This is a genomic window from Nocardia sp. SYP-A9097 (genome assembly GCF_009649815.1).
Taxonomy (GTDB): domain Bacteria; phylum Actinomycetota; class Actinomycetes; order Mycobacteriales; family Mycobacteriaceae; genus Nocardia.
Window position 1 is genome coordinate 1 of the sequence record NZ_WJIC01000005.1, and the last position, 20,999, is coordinate 20,999.

Annotated in this window: 18 protein-coding genes; 8 read left to right on the plus strand and 10 right to left on the minus strand. The window is 66.4% G+C overall.

Going from position 1 to position 20,999, the window contains the following annotated elements; all coding sequences use genetic code 11:
- The first annotated feature begins 767 nt into the window (after window positions 1-767).
- The 3 genes from GFY24_RS12490 to GFY24_RS12500 all read left to right on the plus strand — a co-directional run bounded on the left by GFY24_RS12490 (window position 768) and on the right by GFY24_RS12500 (window position 4,026).
- Window positions 768-1,904: a serine hydrolase gene (locus tag GFY24_RS12490; RefSeq protein ID WP_153805214.1), complete on the plus strand. Its 1,137-nt coding sequence runs from the start codon at window positions 768-770 to the stop codon at window positions 1,902-1,904.
- A gap of 80 nt (window positions 1,905-1,984) precedes the next feature.
- Window positions 1,985-3,163: a polysaccharide pyruvyl transferase family protein gene (locus tag GFY24_RS12495; protein ID WP_228566253.1), complete on the plus strand. Its 1,179-nt coding sequence runs from the start codon at window positions 1,985-1,987 to the stop codon at window positions 3,161-3,163.
- Window positions 3,164-3,189: 26 nt separating this feature from the next.
- Window positions 3,190-4,026: a glycosyltransferase gene (locus tag GFY24_RS12500; RefSeq protein WP_153805216.1), complete on the plus strand. Its 837-nt coding sequence runs from the start codon at window positions 3,190-3,192 to the stop codon at window positions 4,024-4,026.
- A 23-nt stretch (window positions 4,027-4,049) separates the two neighbouring features.
- Here the strand turns inward: GFY24_RS12500 and GFY24_RS12505 are convergent, their stop codons facing one another.
- Together GFY24_RS12505 and GFY24_RS12510 are read right to left on the minus strand one after the other, a co-directional pair.
- Window positions 4,050-4,676 carry an MspA family porin gene (locus GFY24_RS12505; protein WP_228566254.1) on the minus strand — a complete coding sequence of 209 codons (627 nt, stop codon included), beginning with the start codon at window positions 4,674-4,676 and terminating at the stop codon, window positions 4,050-4,052.
- A 60-nt stretch (window positions 4,677-4,736) separates the two neighbouring features.
- A complete protein-coding gene (locus tag GFY24_RS12510) occupies window positions 4,737-5,855 on the minus strand; it encodes a methyltransferase domain-containing protein (protein ID WP_228566255.1) in 1,119 nt (372 codons plus the stop codon).
- Between the two features lie 14 nt (window positions 5,856-5,869).
- Between GFY24_RS12510 and rfbC the strand changes: the two genes are divergently transcribed.
- Entirely contained in the window at window positions 5,870-6,427 is a 558-nt protein-coding gene (gene rfbC, locus GFY24_RS12515; RefSeq protein WP_153805217.1) for a dTDP-4-dehydrorhamnose 3,5-epimerase, read from the plus strand.
- 6 nt (window positions 6,428-6,433) lie between these two features.
- Here rfbC and GFY24_RS12520 read toward each other — a convergent pair whose 3' ends face one another.
- The 4 genes from GFY24_RS12520 to GFY24_RS12535 are packed head-to-tail and all read right to left on the minus strand — an operon-like array spanning window position 6,434 to window position 10,117.
- Window positions 6,434-7,456, minus strand: coding sequence for an NAD(P)-dependent oxidoreductase (locus tag GFY24_RS12520; protein WP_153805507.1), 1,023 nt, complete (start codon window positions 7,454-7,456; stop codon window positions 6,434-6,436).
- A gap of 2 nt (window positions 7,457-7,458) precedes the next feature.
- The gene (locus GFY24_RS12525) at window positions 7,459-8,109 is read right to left on the minus strand and encodes a PIG-L deacetylase family protein (protein ID WP_153805218.1); all 651 of its coding nucleotides are present in this window, start codon (window positions 8,107-8,109) and stop codon (window positions 7,459-7,461) included.
- Window positions 8,106-8,888 (minus strand): glucose-1-phosphate cytidylyltransferase, encoded by a 783-nt coding sequence (locus GFY24_RS12530; protein ID WP_153805219.1) that lies wholly within the window; start codon window positions 8,886-8,888, stop codon window positions 8,106-8,108. The genes GFY24_RS12525 and GFY24_RS12530 overlap by 4 nt, the downstream gene beginning before the upstream one ends.
- Window positions 8,885-10,117, minus strand: coding sequence for a class I SAM-dependent methyltransferase (locus GFY24_RS12535; protein WP_309230768.1), 1,233 nt, complete (start codon window positions 10,115-10,117; stop codon window positions 8,885-8,887). The genes GFY24_RS12530 and GFY24_RS12535 overlap by 4 nt, the downstream gene beginning before the upstream one ends.
- Before the next feature lie 502 nt (window positions 10,118-10,619).
- Between GFY24_RS12535 and GFY24_RS12540 the strand changes: the two genes are divergently transcribed.
- Window positions 10,620-12,008 (plus strand): sugar transferase, encoded by a 1,389-nt coding sequence (locus GFY24_RS12540; RefSeq protein WP_153805220.1) that lies wholly within the window; start codon window positions 10,620-10,622, stop codon window positions 12,006-12,008.
- Here GFY24_RS12540 and GFY24_RS12545 read toward each other — a convergent pair.
- From GFY24_RS12545 to GFY24_RS12560, 4 genes are read right to left on the minus strand one after another with little or no spacing between them, the layout of a single operon-like run.
- Window positions 12,003-12,878 carry a polysaccharide lyase gene (locus GFY24_RS12545; RefSeq protein WP_153805221.1) on the minus strand — a complete coding sequence of 292 codons (876 nt, stop codon included), beginning with the start codon at window positions 12,876-12,878 and terminating at the stop codon, window positions 12,003-12,005. The genes GFY24_RS12540 and GFY24_RS12545 overlap by 6 nt on opposite strands.
- Before the next feature lie 4 nt (window positions 12,879-12,882).
- Window positions 12,883-13,899, minus strand: coding sequence for an NAD-dependent epimerase/dehydratase family protein (locus tag GFY24_RS12550; protein WP_375336035.1), 1,017 nt, complete (start codon window positions 13,897-13,899; stop codon window positions 12,883-12,885).
- Between the two features lie 8 nt (window positions 13,900-13,907).
- Entirely contained in the window at window positions 13,908-15,083 is a 1,176-nt protein-coding gene (locus GFY24_RS12555) for a glycosyltransferase family 4 protein (protein ID WP_153805223.1), read from the minus strand.
- A 13-nt stretch (window positions 15,084-15,096) separates the two neighbouring features.
- Window positions 15,097-16,341: a GNAT family N-acetyltransferase gene (locus GFY24_RS12560; protein WP_194852843.1), complete on the minus strand. Its 1,245-nt coding sequence runs from the start codon at window positions 16,339-16,341 to the stop codon at window positions 15,097-15,099.
- Window positions 16,342-16,519: 178 nt separating this feature from the next.
- On the opposite strand from GFY24_RS12560, the gene GFY24_RS12565 reads away from it, so the two are divergent.
- The 3 genes from GFY24_RS12565 to GFY24_RS12575 are packed head-to-tail and all read left to right on the plus strand — an operon-like array spanning window position 16,520 to window position 20,995.
- Window positions 16,520-17,884, plus strand: coding sequence for a polysaccharide pyruvyl transferase family protein (locus GFY24_RS12565; protein ID WP_153805225.1), 1,365 nt, complete (start codon window positions 16,520-16,522; stop codon window positions 17,882-17,884).
- A complete protein-coding gene (locus GFY24_RS12570) occupies window positions 17,877-19,592 on the plus strand; it encodes an oligosaccharide flippase family protein (protein ID WP_194852844.1) in 1,716 nt (571 codons plus the stop codon). Before GFY24_RS12565 ends, GFY24_RS12570 begins: the two co-directional genes overlap by 8 nt.
- Window positions 19,589-20,995, plus strand: coding sequence for a polysaccharide biosynthesis tyrosine autokinase (locus tag GFY24_RS12575; RefSeq protein ID WP_153805227.1), 1,407 nt, complete (start codon window positions 19,589-19,591; stop codon window positions 20,993-20,995). Before GFY24_RS12570 ends, GFY24_RS12575 begins: the two co-directional genes overlap by 4 nt.
- The last annotated feature ends 4 nt before the right edge of the window (window positions 20,996-20,999 follow it).

The window sequence follows — 20,999 nt, forward strand, 5'->3', positions numbered from 1 at the left end:
CTCGGGCGGATCACCTTCGGCCTCCGGCGGGGTTCGGAGGATGGCCACGATTTTTCGGTGTGGGAACCTCGTCTGCCGTACCCGGCTTTCGCTCCCCCTTTTGGGCGCGAATACTCACGACCCAGCCGGGCTGGGCGGCCGTGGTCCCGATCTCGAGCAAAAAACCCAAACCCCAAACCCCAAAGACCAAAACCCCCAAATCCCCCACCCTCCGAAGCCATCACACCCCGTGTCTCACCGGCACACCCCTTGTACGCGGTGTGCCGCAATGAGACGGGGTGTGATGAGTCGGTAGGGGTGTGCGCGGTCCCCCTAGGATGCGCCACCTTGCCTGAATTGTCCGCTTCGGGTGGGTGGACTCTGACGGGACAGCGCGCATGTGGTTCGAACAGCCCCTGTCAGTGTTGTTCGATCCCAGACGTGCTGTCCGATCCCAACGGGGGTGTCCGGTTCTCTGTCTTTTGGGCCTTTAGGCCCTTCTTGTCCAGGCGTCTTTTGTCTTTTCGGGTTTTTGTCTTTTCGGGTCTTGTCCTTGAACGCAACCACAACCAGGCCCCCCGTCAGGAAGTGTCAGCTCCCCGCCTGATGGGGGAGCTAAAATCGGGTACGGCAGACGAAGCAACCACACTGCCAGTTCTGCTCTGCAGCCCGTTTGGGCAAAGCAATACCATCCCCACCCGAACCGACATGGGTCGGCCACAGAACTCGAATCGAACCCGTCTTAGCCCGCACGCGTATACCTCTCCGGGGGACAACCAAAGGACGAGATGCCGCCCATTCCCAGAACCATCGCCCTCCTGGCCGTCACAGTCACTGCGGTACTCCTCACGGCAGGATCCACCGCAGCCGAACCGGCCTCCCTGCAGGACCGCCTGCAGACCGGCCTGGATGAGAGCGTCTCCGGAGCTGGAGTCCCCGGCGCGCAACTGGTACTCACCGAGGGCGATGGAATTCTCCAGATCAACAGCGGCGCAGGAGATCTCGGTTCCAACGCACCGTTCCCCGACAACGCGCAGGTGCGGATCGCCAGTAATACGAAGGCTTTTGTCTCCTCGGTGATGCTGCAGTTGGTAGGCGAGGGGAGAGTTGATCTGGATGCCCCGGTGGAGCGCTATCTGCCAGGGGTGGTCCAGGGCCCGGGCGGCGATGGGAATGTGATCACCATTCGAAATCTGTTGCAGCACACCAGTGGTATCCCCGACTATCTGACGGATCTGAATCTGGACTCGGTGGCCGCGCTGCAGCAGCCCAAGCCGGTCGGTGAGTTGATTCGGCTGGGCCTGGACAAGACGAAGGATTTCGAGCCCGGGGAGCGGTCCGGGTATTCCAATACCAACTATCTGATCGCGGGCCAGGTGGTCGAGCGGGTGACCGGGCTGCCGGTCGGCGTGGAGGTGACGCGCAGGATTCTGATTCCGCTCGGTCTGTTGGATACCTACTGGCCGTTGTACCCCGCCGAGCAGGTGATTCGGGGGCCGCATGCGCGGGCCTATCACGACTTCGACGGAAATCTGGTGGATATCACCGATATCGATGCCGGGTGGGGGTTGCCGGATGGGGCGATGGTCTCCACGGGCGCGGATTTGAATCGTTTCTTCATGGCGCTGCTACAGGGGCGTGTGGTGGGCGCGGCGGAATTGGCGCAGATGCAGCGCACGGTGCCGAGTGGGGATTGGCGCAGGTCGGAGGATTTCGGGCTGGGACTGTTCCATTGGACCACCTCGTGCGGGATCCAGGCGTGGGGCCATGGCGGGACCATGCACGGCACTTTCGTGTACGGCGGTGCGACGGCCGAGCGCTCGGTGACCGTGAGTATGAATCAGCTGCCCGATATTCTGGGCGCCCGTGCCCGCAATACCGACTTGGACGAGGTCGTCGATGCGGCGTTGTGCGCGCAGGGGTGAAACTGTGCGCGTAACCGGTCCATAAGATAGATTCGCTGCGTTCGGGTGCTTGGCAGGGCGAGCAGAGCGAGTGCGGGGAATTGAAGATACTGGTCGAGAACGGCGAGTATGGGTTACACAATCGCGGTGATATAGCCACGATGATCATGACGGTGCAACGACTGCGGGAGCGTTGGCCGCATGCCCGGATCGGTATGCTCACCGCGGAGCCGCGCGTATTGCGTGCGGTGCTTCCCGAGGCCGAACCCATACACGCCGGCGGTGGATGGCAGTGGGGCAGAGGCGGTTTCGCCGGTCAGCTGGAGCAGTTGACCGCGGCGAAGGTGACCGGCCCCACCGCGCTGAAGTGGCGCGAGGCGACCGAAGCTCCACTGCGGCAATTGCGCGGGGTCGGTGATCGGCTCCGCTTCGAGGCGCAAGCCCTCATCGGTAAGGAAACCCCGGCGGGGATGCCGCCGCTGCCACCGGTTCCGGCCGCCATAACTGAGGCCGATCTCGTCATTGCGCAGGGCGGCGGGTATCTCGCCGATATCGACCTGTACCAGGCGCATCGCACCCTGAATCTGCTGGAACACGCTCGGGCCCTAGGCATTCCGACCGCCATGATCGGCCAGGGTATCGGTCCCATCCACGATCGCGAGCTGTTGCGCCGTGCCTTCGAGGTGCTGCCCGGGGTGGATCTGATATCCCTGCGCGAGGGTCTGCGCGGCCCGAAGCTGCTGGCCGAGATCGGTGTCCCGGCCGAGCGTGTCGAGGTGACCGGTGATGACTCCGTGGAGTTCGCCTACCGCATGCGGCGCGCGGAGATCGGCGCGGATCTGGGCGTGTGCCTGCGTGATTCCGAGTACGACCGGTTCGGTCACACGGTGCCGGGCGCGGTCGCGATCGCTCGCTCGGGTGCCGCCGAGGAGGTTGCTCGCCGGGTATCGCGTTGTCGGGTACTGGTCACCAGTGCCTATCACCTGGCGGTTTTCGCGCTCTCGCAGGGTATTCCGGCGGTTGCTGTAACGGCATCGGAGTACTGCGACGACAGGTTCTACGGATTGGCCGATATGTTCGGCGCCGGCTTGCGGGTCGTGCGGCTGGGTGTGGACGACCTGGAATCCGAACTGCCCCTGGCGGTCCGGGAGTTGTGGGAGTCCGCGCCGGAGCTGCGCGATACGCTGCAGCAGCGGGCTGTCGAGCAGATCGATTCCGTTCGCGCGGGCCTGGACCGAGTGTTCCGGCTGATGGAGCAGCGACCGGCGCCGATCCGTTAACCCACCGCACCAGCTCAGGGGGAACGATGGCCAACCTGTCGGTATGCGTCCCGGTGCACGATTCCGGACGTACTCTGCGCGCGACATTGCGCTCGATTCTGGAGCAGGACACCGCTTTCGAAGTGATTGTGCTGGACAATGCCAGCACCGACGACACCGTGCGGGTGGCGCACTCGTTCAATGACAAACGCCTGCGCGTGGTACGCAATCGGGTGCCGCTACCCATCGGCGAGAACTGGAACAAGTGCGTTTCGCTGGCCACCGGCCGCCTGGTGAAGGTCGTCTGTGCCGGTGACATCCTGCTGCCGGGCTCGCTGGACAAGCAGGTGGCGGTCATGGGCGATCAGGGTATCGCGGTGTGCGCCTCGAAGTTTCAGGTCGTCGACGCCGACGGTCGGGTCGAGCAGACCGGGCTGGGGCTGCCGAATCTGCTGGGGCAGCGCGATTCCCGGACACTGCTGCGCACCATTGTGCGGCGCGGCCCCGCCGATTTCGGCCCGACCGCCACGGCCATGTTCCGGCGCAAGGATTTCGAGCGCGTCGGTGGGTTCCGCGGTGATCCGGCGCTGCCCATGGATGTGGATCTGATCGCCCGGCTGAGCGCCTTCGGCCTGTTCTACGGCATGTCGGAAAGCCTTGCCGCCTGGCGGGATTCACGGTTCAACCGGTACGGCGAAACCGGCACCGCCGCCAAGATCGCGCAGCTGCTGCGTTTCCAGCATCGGCTGGGCCGGGAGTATCCACGGTTGATCGGGCGCGGCGCGGTGCTCGGCGGTGATCTGCGGCTGGTGCGCGCGGCCCTGCATCGAGTGCGTATCCGGGCGGCGGCTGCCCTGCTGCGCCGCCCGGAGCTACTACGCTGAAAAGTATTGCCCGGGAACAGAAATCAGTTGGTCCAGAGCGGACCGTAGGTGGTGACGCTGTCACCGTTACCGGAGACGATCTTGACCCACGGCCGGATGGTGGTCTGGCCGAGGACACCGGTGACGGTGCCGTGGAAGCCGGACATCTGGATGTACCCGTCCGCGCCGGAGATATCCCCGCCCGCGGCCTCGACGGTCTGGATGCCGGGTCCGAAGCCGACCGCCAATTCGAGGCCGAGCTGCGGAATCAGGCTGTTGACGTCGATCTTCGGATCATTGCCGATCTCCAGTCCGAGGCTCGGCGTCCACCACTGGAATTTGATCCGCCCGTCCAGGGTGGCCGGATAGCCCACCTGGTAGCCCATGGTGATGTGGCCACTCCAGCTCGAGGCATCCGGGCCGCTGATACGGAATGCCGCCCTGCCGTCGTGGAACCACTCACGACTCAGCGGATTTCCGTCCAGCGGTGGCACGAAGCTGACGTGCGTATCGGACAGGATGGCCTCGACCGTGCGCTGCTGGTGATCGAGGATCGAGCTGCTGCTGTCCACCCCCGCGAGGGAGACACTGGTCCCCATGGCGAGGCCGACGGTGAGTGCGGCCGCGACGGCCATGGTGCGCGCGGTTGCGCGCTGCGTGGAGCTCTTCATGATGTTCCCCATTCCCTCATCAGGTACTGCCCTCATCAGGTGTTGCGTTATGCGTCCAGCTCAGTCGTGCACGGTTGGATTCAGTACCCACCTCCCCTCCAGTTCCGGCCACTGCGTTCGGACTTCGGGCAGTAGGTCGGGCAAGGTGAGCAGGACCCGATCCGGCTGTGCGGCAACGAGTTCCGACGGCGCGATAATCGGAACATCGGTGCCGGGCATACGGCGGCCCTGCTTGGCGGGCGAGGCATCGGCGACGGCGGTGAGCAGACTTCGGTGTACACCCGCCAGATGCAGCAAGGCTACCGCCCGCGAGGCCGCGCCGTACGCGAAAACCCGGTGACCGGAGGCGTTTTCGCGTTCCAGCCAGGCGCGTAGGGTGCGCCCCTGGTCGTCGGCGGCCTGCTGCAGGGTGCGCACCGCGATCGCCGCGGTCTCGGAATCGGTGCCGAACAACGCGGATTCGGCATCGAGAATTCGGTTCACGACCGGATCGGCTGGGGCACTGCCGAGTTCGGCTGGACCGTGTACCGCGGCGACCAGAACCGTTCCGCCGTACAGGCCGAACTCCCATGCCGCCGCCACCCGCATCCCGGCCGCGGCGAGCAAAAGCCGCAGGGTGCGCAGTGTGTAGTACGCGAAGTGGCCGTGCCGCAGAGCATTCCACTGACCGTGGCCGACAATCGCTGCCAGGGAGTGGAATTGCAGCAGCAGTACGCCATCGGCCGCCGTCGCTGCGGCCCGCTCATGGAAGGCCGCGCGCTGATCGGGCTCGTGCATGATGCCGAAGCAGTCGATCACCACATCGGCCGGCTTCTCGGTCACGGTGCAGCCGCGCGATTGCAGCAGCGGTAGCCAACTGCCACCGTGCGGACTGCCGAATTCGCGTGCGGTGTGCGCGTTCAGCCACCCGGCCGCGTCCACTTCGACCAGTGCCGCGGCGGCCTGATCGCGTAATGCCTGCGGCTCCACCCCGCGTGGCTCCGATGTGACGGTGTCATCCTCGGCGAGCTGCGCCAGTCCGCACGCCGGACACTGATCCATGGCCAGCGGATTGGGCGGGGTGTCGGGTGCGTCCAACAGCGGAAAGTCGTCCGCCGCAGGCATTTTGCCCAGATCCAGCACCCGTACCAGCCCGGCCGCTCCACAGGCGCGGCATCCCCGCGGCATCTCGGCGCTCATGGCACGATGACCTGATGCGCATCGAAACAACCGAGCTCGCCGACGTGCTGGTGCTCACCCCGGAGCCGTTCCGGGACGGCCGCGGCCTGTTCACCCGCACCTTCGATGCCGAGGAGTTCGACGCCTACCTGGAGCAGCCCGGCTTCTCGGCCGCCTTCGTGCAGGATTCGCAGTCCCGGTCCTATCGCGGCGTGGTGCGCGGTATGCACGGCCGGGCGGGCCGGGGTGAGGCGAAGCTGGTGCGTTGTGCGCACGGCGCGGTACACGATGTGCTGGTGGACATCCGCCCGAACTCGCCGACCTTCGGGCGGCAGCAAGCGTTCCTGCTCGACGACAGCGATTTCCGGAATCTGTATGTGCCGCCGGGGTTTCTGCACGGCTTCCAGGCGGTGAGCGCGGTCGCCGATGTCTGCTACCGCATCAATCGGGCGCATGATCCGGCCGAGGATATCGGTATCGCCTACGACGATCCGGATCTGGCGATCGAGTGGCCGCAGCCGGTCACGGTGGTCTCGGACCGCGATGCCTCGGCGCATTCGTGGCGCGAGCTGCTCGCGGCCTTCGGGCTGTAATCCCATTCAGGCTCCGATCCGGCGGAGTTCGTCGTCCAGCACGCCGGACTCCTTGAGCGAGGTCAGGTGGGCCAGCCGGGTGAACCGCTGGAAGAAGGCGTCGGAGGTGAGCCCGCGCGCGGTGTATTCGCGATACAGTTCGGCCGCGCCGTCCGGAATGCTCCAAGCCGCCTCGAAGCCGAGTTCCTTTCTGGCATAGGAGAAGTCGACCCGATATGAGCGCGGATCGGCACCACTCTCACCGGTGATCAACAGCTTCGAATCCGGCACCGTTTCCACCACCGCCTGCGCGATCTCGGCGACGGTGAGGTTATTGGTCTCGGTGCCCACGTTGTAGGCCCGGCAGTGGATGGCCTCGAGCGGGGCCGTCAGACAGGTGGCGAAGGCGCGGGCAATATCCTGCGCGTGCACCAGCGGCCGCCACGGCGTGCCGTCGGAGAGCACTCGCACCTCGCCGGTGAGCACCGCGTACCCGACGAGATTATTGAGCACGATATCGGCGCGCAGTCGCGGTGAGAAGCCGAAAGCCGTTGCGTTGCGCAGGAATACGGGGGAGAAGCCCGAGTCCGCGATGGCGGCCACATCGTCCTCGACTCGCACCTTGGATTCGGCGTAGGGGGTGAGGGGCCGCAGCGGCGCGTCCTCGGTGACCAGACCGTTCCCGGCCGCACCGTAGACCGAACAGGTGGAGGCGTAGAGGAACCGGCGCACCCCGGCCGCCTTGGCCAGCCGGGCCAGGCGCACGGAGGCGTGATGATTGATGTCGTAGGTGATCTGCGGCGCGAGCGCACCCAGTGGATCGTTCGACAGCGCCGCGAGATGAACCACGGCATCGAATCCGGCCAGCTGTTCGACCGTGACATCGCGCAGATCCACCGCGATTCCGGGCGGCGGCTCCGGTGCGTCGCCCAGTATGCAATCCGCGAAAAACCCACTGTCCAAACCGGTTACGTCATGTCCGGCCGCCTGTAACTCCGGCACCATGACCGTCCCCAGATAGCCTTCGTGCCCGGTGACGAGTACGCGCATGCTCATGCCCCTCCGAAAGTGATGGTCGCCTTGTCGAGCAGGAATGCCTCGGCGTGCCAGGCGCGGCATTGCACGCCGCGCAGCCGGGTCAGCGCGAGGAAGGACTGTTCGTCGAACCAGTCCCGATCCCGTTGTGACGGATAGTGTTTGAGAAGCAGCTCGGCCTTGAGTTCGGCGTAGCCCTCGGGCAGCGGGTGGAAGACGCTGGGCTGCGGGGTATCGGTCTCCCATTTGAGGATTTCGTACCCCAGCACCAGTTGGTCCCGGAACTCGGTGGGCGTCAACTCGGCGAGCAGCCGGTGATCCTGGTGGGCGTCACCGCGCTGCGGCGCGAATACCAGATCGGGATTGCCGCCCCGGCGCAGGGCCGCGACCGCGTTCTTGGCGCGCTCCCAGTGCGCCGGCGCATAGCCGTCCGGCACATCCAGAATCCGCAGATCCAGCTCCGCGCCCGGGCAGAAGGCGGCCAAGGCACGCTCTTCCTCACCGGCGCGTTCGGTGCCCGCGCCGGTGAGTACGAGCGCTCGAATGCGCAGTCCTGGAACGGCATTGGCCAGAGTCAGCAGGGTGCCGCCGAGTCCGATGGCCAGATCGTCGCAGTGTGCGGCGAGCAGTGCGATCTCCCGCACCGCTCCCGTATCGAGTCGGATCATGCTTTGGCTTGCTCCCACACCATCCACGGCCGATCGCCCTGCATATATCCGCTGTCGAGTTCGGCGCGCTCCTTGAAGGTGTCGGCGGGCTTCCAGAACCCGTGGTGCTGATACCCGAAGAGCCGCCCCTGCGCGGCGAGCGCCCCGCACGCGTCCTCGACCAGATCGCCGCCGGGCGGCAGATGTTCGAAGATCTCCTGGGTGAGCACGAAGTAGCCGCCGTTCTCCCAGATGGGCAGCTGGGACACCGGGGTGATGTTCTTGACCTCGCCGGTGGCGTTCACATCCACGCAGTGGAAGGAGGACTGCGGCGGCACAATCATCATGGAGGCCGCGGCCTTGGACGCCCGGAAGTCCGCGATCACCCGATCCAGCGGTGCGTCGGTGAGCACATCGGCGTAATTGGCCAGGAAGTACGGCTCACCGTGCAGATGCTCGCGCACCCGGCGCAGTCGCTCGCCGATGGGTGACTCCACCCCGGTATCGACGAAGGTGATGGTCCAGTCGCTGATATCGGATTGCAGCAGTTCGACTTTCCCGCCGCGGATCACGAAGTCATTGGAGACCGACTCCTGATAGGTGAGGAAGAAGTTCTTGATGTGCGCGGCCCCGTACCCCAGGCACAGGATGAAGTCCTTGTGCCCGAAGTGCGCGTAGTACCGCATGACATGCCAGATGAGCGGGCGCGGCCCGACCATCTGCATGGGCTTGGGGATGATGTCCTCGGTGCCGTTGCGCATGCGCATGCCGTAACCGCCGCAGAACAGTACAACCTTCATTTCGCCGGGCTCTCTGCATGATGGAGGGTGGGAAGCGGGTATACGATCTCGCCGCCCCAGCCGGTCACGTGGCGCAGTTGCGCGGTGATCTCGGACTCGAGGTTCCAGGGCAGCACCAGCACCACATCGGGCCGGTCTTGGTCGATGCGCTCGGGCGCGTGGATGGGAATGCGCGTGCCGGGGGTGAATCGCCCGTGCTTGTACGGGTTTCGGTCCACGGTGTACGCGAGCAGGTCGGTGCGGATGCCGCAGTAGTTGAGCAGGGTATTGCCCTTGCCCGGTGCGCCGTAGCCGACGACCTGTTTGCCGTCGGCCTTGGCCTGCAGCAGGAAGCGCAGCAGCTCCTGGCGGACCGACTCGGTGCGTGGGCGCAGCGCGAGATAGCCTGCGACGTCATGTAATCCGGCCTCGGCTTCGGTGCGCAGGACCTGTTCGACTCGTTCGCCGGGTTCGGCGACCGCATCGGGCCGCGCCCAGATGCGCAGCGAACCACCATGTGTGGGAAGCAGTTCCACATCGACCACGGTGAGGCCGGCGGTGGCCAGCGCGCGCTGGGCCGAGAGCACCGTGTAGTACTGGAAGTGCTCGTGGTAGATGGTGTCGAACTGCCCCAGCGCCACCAGGTTCAGCGCGTGGTGCACCTCGATGGAGAGCCAGCCGTCATCGGCCAGCAGCGCCCGCAGCGAGCGGGTGAAACCCAGCAGGTCGGGTATGTGCGCATAAACATTGTTGGCCACAACGAGATTCGCGGGTCCGTGCTCGGCGCGCACCCGGGCCGCGAGTTCCTCGTCGAGGAAGGCGGTTTCGGTCGGTACGCCCTTCTCCCGTGCTGCCGCACCGACATTCACCGAGGGTTCGATGCCCAGGCAGGGTATGCCCGCGGCGACCGCGTGTTGCAGCAGGTAGCCGTCGTTGCTGGCGACTTCGATCATGAACGAGTCGCCGCCCAGGCGCAGGCGCTGTGTAGCCTCCTCGACGAACAGTTTGGCGTGTTGTACCCAACTGTCCGAAAAAGAGGAGAAGTAGGCGTATTCGGTAAATGTCTCGGCGGGGGTGATGAGCGCCGGGATCTGTAGCAGTAAACAGTTCTCACAGACCCGCAGATGCAATGGAAAGGTGGGTTCGGGCTGGTCCAGCTCCTCGGCGGTGAGGAATTTCTCGCACGGTGGCGTCGCACCAAGATTGAGAACACTCAACAGAGCACTGGCGGAACACAGACGACATTGCACGCGAAATCCCCACCTTTCACCGGAACCGGGCCCGGCGGCGAACCGGGCTGCACTGAGGTCGGCCCGATCCGGCCTTACGTTACAACAGGTTTGGCGGTCACAGCGGTGCTCCGCGGGTGACCGGAGGGCAACAATGAAGCAGATTCCTGCGAGTCGCAGAACGGGGTAGCCGGTCGGCTAACTCTCGAGTCTTGCAATTCAAGGGTTACGTTGTTCGAGGCACTGCGATATCGTGCGGTACAACCAGGTGGTTTGCCAATAGGGGGATATCGGGGGAAACGAACTGGAAACCGGTCGCGACGCTTCCGGCAATCCGCTGGAAACATTTGTAGCCCACAGTTTTCGACGTCGTACGTGTTCCGGGTGTGTAACATTCGGCTTCTTACCACCGAATTAGTCGGCGGCCCCAGCGGTATGTCCAGGGACCGACCTCAGCCCGTTTTGTGGAACTGATCAGTGGGGATCGGAACCGAGTTCTCCCGTGGGGGAGGTGTGTTCGTTCATGAGCTTCGAAACTTCCGCCGGCCGCGTCGTACGTGCGGGCCGGTTCACCAGACCGCTACCGCGCTCGGATAGGCAACGGCGGCAAGGTGATTACGCCCGCAGGCTGGCTGCGAGCGACCTGGCGACGCTCGGCATCGCCGTGGCCATCGCCCAGATCGGTTGTGTGGGAGGATCATCCGGCGCACTGCCGATCGGGGTCCCCTACACGGCAGTATCGATTGTGCTGGTAGCGGCCTGGACCGCGGTGCTGGCACTCACCGGCACCATGGCTTTGCGCGCGATCGGCAGTGGCACTGAGGAATACCGGCAAGTGGTCGCGGTATCGCTCAAGTTCTTCGGCGCGGTCGTGATCGTTTCCATGCTGCTGTGCCTGGGCATTTCGCGGGGCTATCTGATTGTCGCGCTTCTGCTGGGCGGCTGCGGGCTGCTGGCCGAGCGGGCGCTGTGGCGCGGCTGGGTGGCGCGCCAGCGGGCACAGGGTGCCTATCGCGCGCAGCTGCTGGTGGTCGGCAATCCCGATGCGGCACAGGAGCTGGCGGCCGTGTTCGCCCGCGATTCCGGCAATGGCTATGCGGTGATCGGCGTGTGCACCGGCGTGGGTGGACCGCGCGCGGTGATCGAGGCCGCGCGGGCGACCGGTGTGGAAGCCGTGGCCATCACCCGCACCGAGACCCTCGGCCTCGACGACTTCCGTGGCCTGGCATGGGAATTGGATGAACTGGGTATCGAACTGCTGGTGACTCCGAGCCTGGTGGGGATCGCGGGCACCCGGCTCACCCATCGGATCGTGGCCGATATGCCGGTCCTACACGTGGAGAAGCCGCAATACGGTCGTTCCAAGTCGATTCGCAAGAGCGCCTTCGACCTCTGCTTCGCACTGCTGGCGCTACTCGTCATCGCACCGGCGCTGCTGGGTATCGCGGTGGCGATCAAGGCCACCAGCCGCGGCCCGGTGCTCTACCTGTCCGAGCGGATCGGGCGGGACGGTCGGCCGTTCCACATGTTCAAGTTCCGCAGTATGTACGCCGAGGCCGGGGTGCATATCGACGCGCTGCTCGGGCTCGGTACGGATCCGCGAATGACGCCGGTGGGCAGGGTGATTCGCCGATATCGCCTCGATGAGCTTCCGCAGTTCCTCAATGTGCTGCGCGGGGAGATGAGCATTGTCGGCCCGCGCCCGCAGCTTCGGCTGCACGCCGATGCGGTGGGCGGTTTGCTGGTGCGGCCGGGCGTGACGGGGCTGTGGCAGGTGCGCGGACGCTCGTATCTGACGCCGGAAGATGCCATGCGCCTGGATCTTTCGTATGTGGAGAACTGGTCGGCGCTACTGGATCTGCTCATGATCGCCAAGTCGATCGGTGCGGTGAGCCGCGGCCGGGCGCTATAGCGGCGCGAGCGCGGCCTCGTTCTTCGCCGCGGTGAAGCCATCGTGGAATACCACCCCGGGTGCGCTGATCGCGGGATCGCGGTAGTAGCCCTGTTTGAAGTAGGTGCCCCCGCCGCGCGGCATGAGAGTGCGCACCATACAACGGGTTTGGCCGGCGCACGGGTCGGCGTCGAAGACCTGCGGGACGCCCCCGATCCACAGTTCGATGAAGCCGATCTCGTCATGGATCGACCACTTCACATGCAGTTTGATATCGATCCACGAGTCGGTGACGAGATCGGTGCTCCACGGGGTGTAGGTGGGGCCGGGGCGACCGGGGGCATCCCAGGTGGATACCACTACGCCCCAGCGGTTCATGCCCACATTGGTGGGTCCCGACGCGACGGCCAGGGGTGGCGGGCCGTCCTCGTCGGCATGCCATTGCGACAGGACGGTCCAACCCTGATCGGCGGGGAAGCCGTGTTCGAAACGGGTGCTCCACTGGTACCAGCGGTCGTCGCCCTCCTCGGAGCGGGTGGCCTCCTCGCCGCTCACCTCGGCGCGCGCGCCACAGCACAGCAGGGCGGGCGTATCACCCTGGTGCACTTCGAATCTCGCGGCGTACCGGCCTTGACGGACGACTGCGGATTCGACCTCCATCCGGCCGGTCGGATTGTGGTAGCTCGAGCACGGAGCGCTGCGCACCACCACGTTCTGGCAATTCGCCCACTGGTCGAAATTGCCGGTCTCGAAATCGCCGACGAAGCGGTCCGCCACCAAGGGTTCGACATCGGCGGTGGTCATGCTGGGCGACATCGGAGCGATATCGGTGTCGCCGCAGCCCGCCAGCAGTGAGAGCAGCACGATGCCGAGAGCGCGGGCAAACCGCAACGGGCTACTCCTGTGTTCGGCGGCGCCAACTGGCGCCGGTCAAGGACTCGAACCAGGCTACAGTGCTGGTCAACCCCTGGTCGAAGTCCGTGAGCGGCGCGTATCCGATTGCGCTCAAACGGGATATGTCCACGACCAGCTTCTCCGGATCGCCGGGACGATTGCTCCCGCTGTAGTCGAAATCCGGGGTGAGACCGGTGATCGAGCACAGCGATTTGGCGAGCTGATCGATGGTGTATTCGCGACCCGCGCCGACGTTGTATACCTCACCGCGCAGGGGTGCGTTGGCGGCCACCATCATGACCGAGCGCGCCGCATCCCCGACGAATAGGAAATCCCGCACCTGGGTGCCGTCCCCGTGGATGAACAGGCGCTCGTGATCGCGGTCCAGTTTGGCCAGCAGATCGAAGACCACCTGTTTGCGCTGGCGCGGCCCGAAGGCCGAGAAGAACCGCACCGAAGCCATATTCAGGCCGTACAGCTGCGCGAAGACCGCGAGATAGCGTTCGGCGGCCAGCTTGCCCACCCCGTACGGGGAGATCGGCACGGTGGGATCGTCCTCGCTGATGGGGATGTGCACCGAATTGCCGTAGACGGCGGCGCTGGAGGCGAAGACCAGCCGGCCCGGCCAGTGCCGGGCGCGCAGGGCATCCAGCAGCCGGAAGGTGGTCTGGAAGTTGAGTTCACAGTCGAAGGCGGGATCCTCGACCGAGGGCGGTACATAGGCATTGGCGGCCAGATGCGCGATCACATCGGCCGGATGTTCGGTGAGATACTCCTGCCAGTCGAGTCGCCGAATATCTGTCTCCCGCAGGGTGATTGCGTCCATCACCCCGGCCAGATTGTCCCGGCTGCCGGAGGCGAAATTGTCCAGTACGGTCACCTGCGCCCCGGCGGCGACGAGCAGTTCGACCAGATGCGATCCGATGAATCCGGCCCCGCCGGTCACCAGGACCTTCGCGCCGGTCCAGTTCAATTCTTGCTGTGCTGCGGTCACGATGTTTCCCCCGTTGGGTTGCACGACGTCCTCTACATCCCGGCGACCCGGAGATATGTTTCGACCGTGCGGCGCGCCACGGCATCGGGCTCGAATTTCTCCAGCGCCTTCGCATGCCCCCTGCGGCCGAGATCCAATGCCAGTTCCTGGTTTTCGAGCAGTTCCACCATGCGCGCGGCGAAGGCGGTGACATCGTCGGGTGCGACCAGATAGCCGTTCTCGCCCTCGGTCACCATCTCCGGAATACCGCCGACGCGGGAGGAGATGACCGGGTTCCCGGCGGCCATGGCCTGCGCGAGAATCGTCGGCGAGGTCTCCTCCTGGGAGAACAGCACCACCGCGCGGGCCGCCGCGATCTCCTCGCGCAGCCGGTCGTTGTCGACCATGCCGGTGAATTCGATGTGCTCGTCCAGGCCGAGGGCGGTGGCGTGCTCGCGAATGGTGCGCGCGTAGCCGGGGTCCGGTTGCGGGCCGACCATGATCAGGCGTGCCTTCGGAACCTGTTGTACCGCAAGCGCGAACGCGGTGAGCAGGCCCTCGGGATTCTTGCGCGGGGAGAGCACCCCGGCGAACAGCAGCCGGGGTTCGGTCTCCGCCGAGGGGGCCAGGGCGAAGAACTCCGGCGCCGTGGGATTGGGAATGCTGATGTGCTCGCCGCGCACCAGGCCGGTCAGCGCCTTCGCGTCGTAGTCGGAGATGGAGATGACGACCTTGGCGCGGCGCAGCACCCGGCGGACCATGGCCTCGACCAGGTAGTAGCGCACCCGCTCCTTGATGCTCGCGCGCGCTTGCAGTTTCGTCTCCAGATGCACCAGCCCGTGCACGGTGACAATGGTGTTGCGGCTGATCTGGGTGGCGATATCGCCGCGCACGCCGATCTCCTGCGCGTGCACCACATCCGGGGCCAGTTCGGCAATGATCTTGCGGGCTTGGCGCACATCGAGGTACGAGCCGGTGGCCACGCCCAGTCGGCTCTGGCCGCGCAGATAGCGGATCTCCACTTTCGGACCCTCGCGACGGGTGTGCACCGGCGCTTCCCCATTGTGGAAGCGCAGCACGGTCAGGGTGTCGATCTCGTCCCGGGCGGCCAGCGCGGGTACCAGGGTGCTCGTCACCGATTCGATACCGCCCACGATCCGGCCCGGCTCGAGTGGATAGGTGGCGATCATGACAACGTTCAGGCCCACGTGTGCTCCTCGCTGTGTCACCGCGGGACTCTACCTATCCGGGAGCGCTTGTGCGCGACGGTTTCTCGGGTATCGCGGCCCAAAGTTCGACATTGTGGAAACGACCGTCCGGCCCGATTCGGGCTCCGGTGAGGACGCCTTCGCGGCGTAGTCCGGCGGCCTCGGCAATGGCGGGCAGGTGGGTGGCGTCCGGATCGAGGCGGGCTTCGATGCGGTCGAGGTGCAATTCGTCGTGCGCGTAGTCCAGCAGGAGCGCCAAGCCGGTCGCGGCCGATTTGGTCTGTGCCGGGTCGGGAGTGAGCTCGAGGGTGAGCCGGGGGTGCTCGCCGACGGTGTCGAGAATGAGATTACCGAGCGGTTGACCCGCGGCGGTGACCTCGTAGCGGACGCGCGGGCCGCGCCGAGAGTGTAAGCGGGACTGATGCTTTCGGAGCGATACGGGGTGATTTCCGGTGTCGTGGGTGTAGAGCGCATCAGGCAGTGGCATCCCGGTGCGAACTCCACGCCGCAGCGGGGTGCCCAGGTAGTACCGGGCCGAGACCACGAGTACGGTGCCGGGCGCGGCCATGCGGACCGTCCGCCAGCCCGTCGTCAAGCGCTCGCGCGGGGAGGCTCGCACGGCCGAAACGCGTTCGGTGGCAACGCCGGAGGCAATGAGAGCCGTCACATACCCACCGGTTGGTGCTTTGTCCGCGGTGACCGCCCACAGCTCATGATCGCGCACCTGCCCACCCACGCTCATGGCACGAATCATGGTGGCCTCCAAGGACATTCCACCCCGGATACTGGCCTGCCGTGCTGGACGATTGCCGACGCAGACCGGCGCGGTGATCCGGTGCAGACCGAGCGTGCCGAAGGCGTAGTCGGTCGCGAGCGCGCCCGCCACCGTGCCCAGGCCATGCCTGGCCCGTTCCGAATCCAGCCAAATGCCCAGCTCGGCAGCGTGATTGCGGCGATCGATCGGGGACAGGGTGCACTGGCCCGCGAAGTCACCGTCGACGAATACGCTCAATCGCAGGGCGCGACCGGCCGCATGGGCACGGCGCTGGCGTAGATATTCCCGTATCCACCAGGCCCGGGAGTGCCGTTGCGTCCAGCTCAGCGCGGAGGTGGTCCAGAACGGTTCGATGAGTTCGCGGTCGCGCAGTCGGATCGCGTGCCAGGGGTGGAAATCCGATAGCCGGGTGGTGCGCAGGGTGACGCGATGCCCGGCGACGAGCACCGGGCCGAGCTCGATGCGCCGGTGGGCGGACCCGGTGACCGCGGCGAGTTGCGGCATGGCGTCGACGCTACCGGAGAATCTCGCGCCGGGCGGTCGCGTAGCCGTAAATCCGCTGCGCACGCGAGTGCGAACTATCGCAAACCGGTTGTGGGTGTGGCTAATTGAGATACTGTTGCGGTGCGGACGGAGTTGAACGCAAAGTTCGGCACGGCTGCGTGACCGGGGGAGGTCGAAGATGGGAACCGGACTGCCGTGCGGAGGATCCGGGCATCGGGTCCTCATCGAGAACAGTGAGTATTGGCTCCGCAACTACGGCGATGTGGCCATGCTCGAGGTGACGGTGCGCCGACTGCGGGCGCGCTGGCCGCTGGCACGCATTGGAATCATGACCGAATCGCCCGCTCTGGTGGCGGCGTACTTTCCCGGCGCGGTGGGCATTACCGTCGGCGATCGGGACCCGTGGGGTGATCCGGGACCGAGCGAAAGACTCGCGGCGGCACTGGGCCCGGCGGTGGTCGGCCCGGTGGCTATGACCTGGCTGCGGTCGCGAGCCTGGTTGCTGCCCAGGGCAATTCGTGTCCGGGACCGGCTGCGGAAACGGGCCGAGAACACCGCGACCGACAGCGTGCCCGTACAGACCGGCGAAGCGCCACGCATCGAACGACGGCATCCGGGCGCGGCGCGGGCCGTCCGCGAGGCCTCACTCGTGGTCGGGCTCGGTGGTGGCTACCTCACCGATGCCGATATCCCACAGGCCGGCCGGGTCCTGGATCTGCTCGAATACGCCAGCGACACAGGCATTCCCACCGCACTCGTCGGGCAGGGCATCGGCCCGCTGCGCGATCCGGAGCTGGCGGCCCAGGCGGCGCGGGTACTGGCCAAACTCCCACTCATCGCCCTGCGTGAGCGGCGGCGCGGCCCGGCGCTACTGGAATCGTTCGGTGTGCCGCCGGGCGCGGTGACCGTAACCGGTGACGACGCAATCGAACTCGCCCGTGCTGCCCGGTCCGCGGAGCTCGGCGGCGCTATCGGCGTCTGCCTGCGCGTGGCCCGATACGCACCGGTGGCGCGGCGCGCACAGGACGGTGTCGGCATCGCCGTACGCGCGGCCGCCGCCGAGTTCCGGACGTGGCTGGTGCCGCTCATCATTGCCGAGACACCGGGCTCACCGGACCGCGCCACCACCGTGCCGCTGGTGCGCGGCAGCGCGAATCCCGCTGAGCCGCTTGCTCGATTCGTCCGTCCGGCCGATGTCGCCGCGCAGCTCGCGCAGTGCCGGGTGCTGGTCACCGGTGCCTACCATCTCGCGGTATTCGCTCTCAGCCAGGGCATTCCGGTCGTAGCGCTCACTTCCACGGAGTACTACGACGATAAGTTCCTGGGTCTGGACGATATGTTCAAGGGCGGGGTTCGCCTGGTGCACTTCGATGATCCGGACTTCGTCGACCGGCTCGGCGCGGCCATCACCGCGGCCTGGGCCGAGGCGCCCGAGGTGCGGGACAGCCTGCGCGCCAGGGCGGATGAGCAGGTGGCGAGTAGTCAGCAGGTCTACGAGCGGCTATTCGAGTTGCTCGAACGGACGCACATCGAGCATGCATAGACACGACGGCGACAATCCGGACCGGCCTTCGGTCCGGGCCTACGATCTGATTCTGCGGCATATCCACGATGCCGATACCGTCGAGATCTACCTGCCCACCGCGCTCACCCGAATGGAGCCCGGTCCGCCACCGCAGGTCGAATCCGGGCCGCCCGCAGGCGAATCCACGCTCACCAAGCAGGTCGGCCGGGTGGCGGTCGCCTCCGCGGCGGCGCTCGCCTTCGGTGAACTGGTCTCCTTCGGACAGACCATCGCGCTGGCGCGGCTGCTGAGTCCGGCCGAGGTGGGTATCTTCGCGGCGGGCACCGTGCTCACCATGCTGCTGACCACCTTCGTGGAGGGCGGCCTGAGATCCGGACTGGTGCAACGCGAGACGGAGTTGGCGGACACCGCCGAGACCGTCTTCCGCGCCTCGCTCGTGAATGGCCTGGCCATGACGGTGGGTGCGCTGGCGGCGGCACCGCTGATCGGAATGATCTTCCACAATCGGACCATCGGGATGATCGCGGCGACCACGTCGGGTTTCCTGCTCATCTTCGCGCTCACCAATGTGCCGGAAGGCTTGCTGCAGCGCGATTTCAGCGTGAAGCGCCGCATTATCGTCGGCCCGGCGGTCTCGGTGAGCTTCGCCGTCGTCTCGGTGGCCCTGGCCGTCTGCGGCTTCGGCGTCTGGAGCATGGTCATCGGCAGCTATGCCTCCTATGTGGTCTGGGTGGTCACGGTATGGTGGCTGGCCCGCTGGCGGCCGGGGCGCGGGCGCGCATCCTTCCGGCTGTGGCGGGAGCTGGCGCGCTATGGCTCACCGGTCGTGGTGAACATGCTGGGCGCGCGGGTACAGAGCACCGTCGAGGCGGCGGTGGTCGGGCGCGGGCTGAGTTCGGCGGCGCTCGGGCACTACCGCTACGGGCAGCGCATCGCGCAGATTCCGGTGCGGTTCATTGTGGAAGTCGGTGCGTTCTCGCTGTTTCCGGCATTCGCCCGAATCGCCGAGGAGCGCGATCCGGAGCGGATGGAGGCCGCGTATCTGCGAGCCATCCGGCTCACCACGGTGGGCGCGGCGGCACTGTCCGGATTGATTATCGCGCTCGGCGAACCGGCGGTGGTGGTGGTCTTCGGCGAACGCTGGCGCGAAGCGGGCGCGCTCATGGTGGCCATGGCGGGGCTGGGTCTGGGCAAAGCCTGGATGAGCGTCAGTGAGGAAGCCATCAAGGGTGTGGGCCGCACCAAACTGCTGAACTGGCAGACCGCGACCGAGATCGTACTGGGTATCGGATTACTGCTGGTGCTGGTGAAGTACTACGGCCTGATCGGTGTCGGGCTCGCGACCTCGGGGACCATGCTGGTGGTCGCCGCCCTGGTGACCACGCTGGCCCGCTCGGCCATGGGCATACCGCTGCTGGCGCTGGTGCGCGCGGTCGGCCCGCCGCTGCCCGCCGCCGCGCTGGCCCTCGCGGCCACCTGGTACCTGGAACATCAAGTGCTGCAAGCGGATTCGCGGCCGATCCTGCTCGCGATCGGGGTACTGATCCTGGACACGGTCGCCTTCACGGTGATCTACCTGCTGGTGCTGTCGGTGCTCGCACCGGATGTGGTCCGCGGCTTCGCACGGCTGGCGGCCCGGCTCGCACCACGCCGACGACGTAACGACGCCGACGGGACCGCGATACCCAGGAACGCGGAGCCCGGGCCTTCGAGGGAGACGAATTGAACAGCGCCGCAAGAGTTCACGCGCAACGGATCTGGCGCCGGAAATGGCTGGTGCTGGCGATCACCGCTATCGGCGTGGCACTCGGATTCGTGAGCACGCTCGGTGCGCAGCCGACGTACACCGGCCGGGTGGCCATGACGGTCGGCTCACCCAACCGCGCCCCCGATCAGGACGCGGTGCTGTCGGTGGGTTACTCGCAGTACTTCGGTGATCCGGCGTATCAGGCGAAACTCAAATCCAGTACGGGCCTGCCGAGCGATGTCACCCTGGCCGCCCGTACCGTGGCGTCGAGTCCGATCCTCTATATCGAGGCCACGGCGAGTAAGCCGCAGGTCGCGCAGGACGCGGCGACCAAGGCGGGCACCGCTTTTCGCGATGAGATCAATGCCCGGCTGCGCGCCGCCCAGGATGCCGCAATCGCCGCGGTGCGCAAACCGTTCGACGATATTCGCGCCGCCAATGGCGTGGTGAGCGATGTCTCGCTGACCCAGATGCAGGATGCGATCAACCGCATCAATGCCGACACCTCGAACAAGCTCATCGATCTGCAGCTGGCCTCGGATGTGGTGCGCAAAGATCCGGCGCGCTGGCCCACCCTCATGTCCTACGGCGTCGGCGGGCTGCTGATCGGCTGTCTGCTCGCGCTGGTGCTCGGGGTGGTGTCACGGCGGCTGCGGACCGCCGGCGACATCCAACAGAAGGTCGGTATGACCGCGCTCGCCGTGGTGCCCGCCGAATCGGAGAAGTATGCGGCGGAACGGGATCGGGCACTCAAACAGGTGGTGACCGCGGTCGGGCTGGCCACCCCGGCGGAACGGGCGGCGGTGGCCGTGGTCGAACCCGGAGCGGGTGCGGGCGCGGAGATCGTGGCCCGCGCGATCGCCGAGGAACGCGCGCGCCAGGGCGTGCGCACGATTCTGGTCCACGCGGATCTGCGCAGGCCCAGTGGCGCGGGCGTGGCCGAAATACTGGCCGGCCGTGCCGATCTCGGCGACGTGCTGGTCCAGACCCGCAACTCGTATCTGCGGGAATTACCACCGGGCAGCACCGGTGACGATCCGTTCACCGCGCTCAGCCGGGAGCGGTTCACCCGGCTGCTGCGGCAGCTGCACGAACGCGCCGACCTGGTGGTGGTGATCGCGCCGCCGCTGCTGGATGCCGTTGAGGCGCAGGTGATCACGGCCACCGCCGGGCTGACCGTGCTGGTCTGCGATCGAGGTGTCACCGCATCGGGTGCGGCCCGGCGCGCACTCCAGCTGTTGCAGGCGGTCGAGACCACCGTGCTCGGCGCGGTCCTCGTCGATGCGCCGGCGCGGGCGGGCTGCGATGACGCCGCGCGCACACCGTCGCGGGAATCAGCGCCGGGCGAGCGGGTCTTCACCCCCTCGCGCGGACCCGAGTAATCGC

What these genes read in the sequence shown, in the direction of transcription:
- GFY24_RS12560 (WP_194852843.1), bottom strand. Translation starts at nt 16,341, where the DNA reads ATGCCGCAACTCGCCGCGGTCACCGGGTCCGCCCACCGGCGCATCGAG.
- GFY24_RS12520 (WP_153805507.1), bottom strand. Translation starts at nt 7,456, where the DNA reads ATGCGCGTACTCGTCACCGGGCACGAAGGCTATCTGGGGACGGTCATG.
- GFY24_RS12510 (WP_228566255.1), bottom strand. Translation starts at nt 5,855, where the DNA reads ATGAGCGCCGAGATGCCGCGGGGATGCCGCGCCTGTGGAGCGGCCGGG.
- rfbC (WP_153805217.1), top strand. Translation starts at nt 5,870, where the DNA reads ATGCGCATCGAAACAACCGAGCTCGCCGACGTGCTGGTGCTCACCCCG.
- GFY24_RS12530 (WP_153805219.1), bottom strand. Translation starts at nt 8,888, where the DNA reads ATGAAGGTTGTACTGTTCTGCGGCGGTTACGGCATGCGCATGCGCAAC.
- GFY24_RS12500 (WP_153805216.1), top strand. Translation starts at nt 3,190, where the DNA reads ATGGCCAACCTGTCGGTATGCGTCCCGGTGCACGATTCCGGACGTACT.
- GFY24_RS12565 (WP_153805225.1), top strand. Translation starts at nt 16,520, where the DNA reads ATGGGAACCGGACTGCCGTGCGGAGGATCCGGGCATCGGGTCCTCATC.
- GFY24_RS12570 (WP_194852844.1), top strand. Translation starts at nt 17,877, where the DNA reads ATGCATAGACACGACGGCGACAATCCGGACCGGCCTTCGGTCCGGGCC.
- GFY24_RS12490 (WP_153805214.1), top strand. Translation starts at nt 768, where the DNA reads ATGCCGCCCATTCCCAGAACCATCGCCCTCCTGGCCGTCACAGTCACT.
- GFY24_RS12525 (WP_153805218.1), bottom strand. Translation starts at nt 8,109, where the DNA reads ATGATCCGACTCGATACGGGAGCGGTGCGGGAGATCGCACTGCTCGCC.
- GFY24_RS12505 (WP_228566254.1), bottom strand. Translation starts at nt 4,676, where the DNA reads ATGAAGAGCTCCACGCAGCGCGCAACCGCGCGCACCATGGCCGTCGCG.
- GFY24_RS12540 (WP_153805220.1), top strand. Translation starts at nt 10,620, where the DNA reads ATGAGCTTCGAAACTTCCGCCGGCCGCGTCGTACGTGCGGGCCGGTTC.